This is a genomic window from Tabrizicola sp. (genome assembly GCF_036781545.1).
GTDB lineage: Bacteria > Pseudomonadota > Alphaproteobacteria > Rhodobacterales > Rhodobacteraceae > Tabrizicola.
Genome location: NZ_DAIQAT010000250.1, coordinates 1 through 3,348 on the forward strand (window position 1 = coordinate 1; position 3,348 = coordinate 3,348).

General features: G+C 67.2%; 5 protein-coding genes. 4 read left to right on the forward strand and 1 reads right to left on the reverse strand.

What is annotated here, in order from left to right:
* Positions 1–68 precede the first annotated feature (68 nt).
* Genes V7Q39_RS20170 through V7Q39_RS20180 form a run of 3 tightly spaced genes read left to right on the forward strand, consistent with a single transcriptional unit; the run spans position 69 to position 2,116 of the window.
* Positions 69–953, forward strand: a complete 885-nt coding sequence (locus tag V7Q39_RS20170; protein ID WP_333818409.1) for a YicC/YloC family endoribonuclease — start codon at positions 69–71, stop codon at positions 951–953.
* Positions 954–956: 3 nt separating this feature from the next.
* Positions 957–1,601, forward strand: coding sequence for a guanylate kinase (gene gmk / locus V7Q39_RS20175; RefSeq protein ID WP_333818405.1), 645 nt, complete (start codon positions 957–959; stop codon positions 1,599–1,601).
* On the forward strand, positions 1,598–2,116 hold the full coding sequence (locus V7Q39_RS20180) for a gamma carbonic anhydrase family protein (protein WP_333818406.1): 519 nt from the start codon (positions 1,598–1,600) through the stop codon (positions 2,114–2,116). Before gmk ends, V7Q39_RS20180 begins: the two co-directional genes overlap by 4 nt.
* On the opposite strand, the gene V7Q39_RS20185 is transcribed toward V7Q39_RS20180, so the two are convergent.
* Positions 2,102–2,428 (reverse strand): hypothetical protein, encoded by a 327-nt coding sequence (locus V7Q39_RS20185; RefSeq protein ID WP_333818407.1) that lies wholly within the window; start codon positions 2,426–2,428, stop codon positions 2,102–2,104. The genes V7Q39_RS20180 and V7Q39_RS20185 overlap by 15 nt on opposite strands.
* Positions 2,429–2,637: 209 nt before the next feature.
* Between V7Q39_RS20185 and V7Q39_RS20190 the strand changes: the two genes are divergently transcribed.
* Positions 2,638–3,348 (forward strand): sensor histidine kinase (locus tag V7Q39_RS20190; RefSeq protein ID WP_333818408.1); only part of this gene is annotated, 711 nt, incomplete at its 3' end.

Sequence of the window (3,348 nt, forward strand, 5' to 3'; positions counted from 1 at the left end):
GATTCGGACGAAAATCTAATCAAATGGTAAATACCGCGGGCGGCGGTTCTGGGGGACTTATGATCTCGATGACGGGTTTCGCCGCGCGGCGCGGGGCAGGGGTCGGCTACACTTGGGCCTGGGACCTGCGAGGGGTCAATGGCAAGGGGCTGGACCTGCGGCTGCGGGTGCCCGACTGGATCGACGGGCTGGAAGCCGCGCTGCGGGCCGAGTTGCAGAAGGCGGTGACGCGGGGAAATGTCAGCCTGACGCTGAAGGTGGCGGAGGACGAGGGGCGGGATGACGCGGCCTTCCGGCTGAACGATGCGGCGCTGGCGGCGGCGCTTGGGGCGCTTGGCCGGGTCGAGGCGGCGGCGATGGCGTCAGGCGTGACGCTGCGCCAGCCGACGGCGGCGGATGTGCTGACCCTGCGCGGGGTGATCGACGCCACGGCGCAGGAGACGGATACCACGCCGCTGCGCGCGGCGCTCATGGCCGACCTGCCGGGGTTGCTGGCCGATTTCCACACGATGCGCGCGACCGAGGGCGGGGCACTGGCCGCCGTGCTGACGGGCCAGCTCGACCGGATCGCTGCGCTGACCGCCGAGGCAACCCGCGAGACCGCCGCCCGTGCCGCGACCCAGGCCGACACCCTGCGCGAGGGGCTGGCGCGGGTCCTGGCCGCGACGGAGGCGGTGGACGAAACCCGGCTGGCGCAGGAACTGGCGCTTCTGGCGGTGAAGACCGACGTGACCGAGGAACTGGACCGCCTCGCCGCCCATGTCGAGGCCGCCCGCGCCCATGTCGCCGATCCGGCCCCCGTCGGCCGCAAGCTCGACTTCCTGATGCAGGAATTCATGCGCGAGGCGAACACGCTCTGCTCCAAGGCGCAGTCGCTGGCGCTGACCCGGATCGGTCTTGACCTGAAAACCGTGATAGATCAGATGCGTGAGCAGGTTCAGAATGTGGAATGACGCATGACCCCCAAGTCCCTTCGGCGCGGGCTTCTCCTGATCCTTTCTTCTCCCTCCGGCGCGGGCAAATCGACGCTGTCCCGGATGCTGATGACCTGGGATCCGTCCATGCGCTTCTCCATCTCGGCCACCACGCGCAAGCCGCGCCCGGGGGAAGAGGACGGCCGCGAATACTATTTCCGCAGCCGCGAGGCGTTTGAGACCCTGGTCGCGCAGGGCGAGATGCTGGAACATGCCGAGGTCTTCGGCAATTTCTACGGCTCTCCCCGTGCCCCCGTCGAGGCCGCGATGCTGGCCGGGACCGATACCGTCTTCGACATCGACTGGCAGGGCGGCCAGCAGGTCAAGCAGGCGATGCGCGGCGATGTGGTCTCGATCTTCATCCTGCCACCCTCCATCGCCGAGCTGGACCGCCGCCTCCGGTCCCGCGCCCAGGATAGCGATGAGGTGATTGCGGGCCGCATGGCGAAAAGCCGAGACGAGATCAGCCACTGGGCGGAATACGACTATGTGCTGGTGAACGACGATCTTGAGGCGACCTTCGACAGCCTGAAGACCATCCTCACCGCCGAGCGGCTGAAGCGCGAGCGCCAGCCGCAACTTTCCGCCTTCGTCCGCAGTCTGAACGAGGAGTTCGAAGCCAGATGATCTACGCCCTGAACGGCATCGCGCCGACCATCGATCCCTCCGCCTGGGTTGCCAGTGAAGCCACCCTCATCGGCAAGGTGGTCGTGGAAGCCGAGGCCTCCGTCTGGTTCGGGGCCATCCTCCGCGGCGACAACGAGGAGATCCGGGTCGGCGCGGGCTCCAATGTGCAGGAGAATTGCGTGCTCCACACCGACATGGGCTATCCGCTGACCATCGGCGCCAACTGCACCATCGGCCACAAGGCCATGCTGCACGGCTGCAGCATCGGCGACGGCACGCTGATCGGCATGGGGGCCACCGTGCTGAACGGCGCGAGGATCGGCAAGGGCTGCCTGATCGGCGCCTGTGCGCTCATCACCGAGGGGAAGGAGATTCCCGATGGCTCGCTGGTCATGGGATCACCCGGAAAGGTTGTGCGGCAACTGGACGAGACGGCACGCGCGAAACTGCTCGCCTCCGCCGCCGGCTACCAGGCCAATGCCCGGCGCTTCCGGTCCGGCCTAAGCCCCGTCTGAGCCGTCCTTGCCTTCCTCGATCAACTCGATGGTGATCCCCTGGCGGGCCGCATGACTGCGCAATTCCCGCAGCACCACCTGCCGGTTCGGCAGCCGGGGCGCGACCACCCGCAGGGTCTTGCGGAAGTCCTGCGCGCCGAGCTTCTCGATGATCTCCAGCGCGTCGAAAGTCTTGCAAAACAAGGGCGTGACCACCAGTTCCAGTGCGGCTGGCAGGGGCAGGTGACTCTCGAATTCCTCCAGCTCGATCGAGGCGAATTCCTCGGGCCGCAGGCTGCCCTCGGCCGCTTTCGCCTCGGGAATACCAATCACCAAACACCTGAGTTTTTGCGACATCTCTCCACCTCTCATCAAGTGAGGCGCCGCCAAATCGTCTGTCTTCTTCAGGACACGCGTCGGGGCCGGCCATTCTTCCGGGCAAAGGCCGGTTCCGCACCGCATTACATCTACAGGCTGGAACTTACTGGTATTCCAGCGCAACACAAGGCCTGCCGCCACAATCATGAGGAGAAGTCGTGGGAATGACCGAACCGGAGCTTCAGCGCCTTCTTCTGGGCATTCCGCTGCCTGCGATGCTGGTCCGGCGCGATGATCACGTCGTCGCCGTCAATGCCGCGGGGACAGTGCTTCTGGGCGAGGGGATCGTGGGCCGCCATCCGGCCATGGCCGTCCGCGCGCCTGCGGTGCTGGAGGCAATCAGCACCGTCGCCCGCGAGGGCGGCGTGCAGGAGGCCCGCATGGCGCTGCGCCGCGAGGGACAGGAGGCGGTGTTCCAGGCCACGGTCTCGGACCAGGGCGACGCCCTTCTCTGCGTCTTCCGCGACGTGACCGAGGCCGAGCGGGCGGGCGAGTTGCGGCGCGACTTCGTGGCCAACGTCAGCCACGAGCTGCGCACGCCGCTCACCGCGCTGATGGGCTTCATCGAGACCCTGAAGAACGCTGCGAAGGACGATCCCAAGGCGCGGGCGATGTTCCTGGCGATCATGGAGACCGAGGCGGGCCGGATGAACCGGCTGGTCCGCGACCTGTTGCAGCTTTCGAGGGTCGAAGCGGAAGAGCGGGTCCGCCCGCGCGATCCGGTGGCGCTGATCCCGCTTCTGGAGGGGGTCATCGGCACGCTGAAGGGGGTGGCCGAGCAGAAGGGCGACCGGGTGGAGCTGTCGGGTGCCCCGGCCACGGTGCCGGGCGACGCCGACCAGTTGACCCAGGTCTTCACCAACCTGATCGAGAAC

Excerpts from the sequence above, each read along its gene's own strand:
- V7Q39_RS20170 (WP_333818409.1), top strand. The coding sequence starts at position 69 with ATGACGGGTTTCGCCGCGCGGCGCGGGGCAGGGGTCGGCTACACTTGG.
- gmk (WP_333818405.1), top strand. The coding sequence starts at position 957 with ATGACCCCCAAGTCCCTTCGGCGCGGGCTTCTCCTGATCCTTTCTTCT.
- V7Q39_RS20180 (WP_333818406.1), top strand. The coding sequence starts at position 1,598 with ATGATCTACGCCCTGAACGGCATCGCGCCGACCATCGATCCCTCCGCC.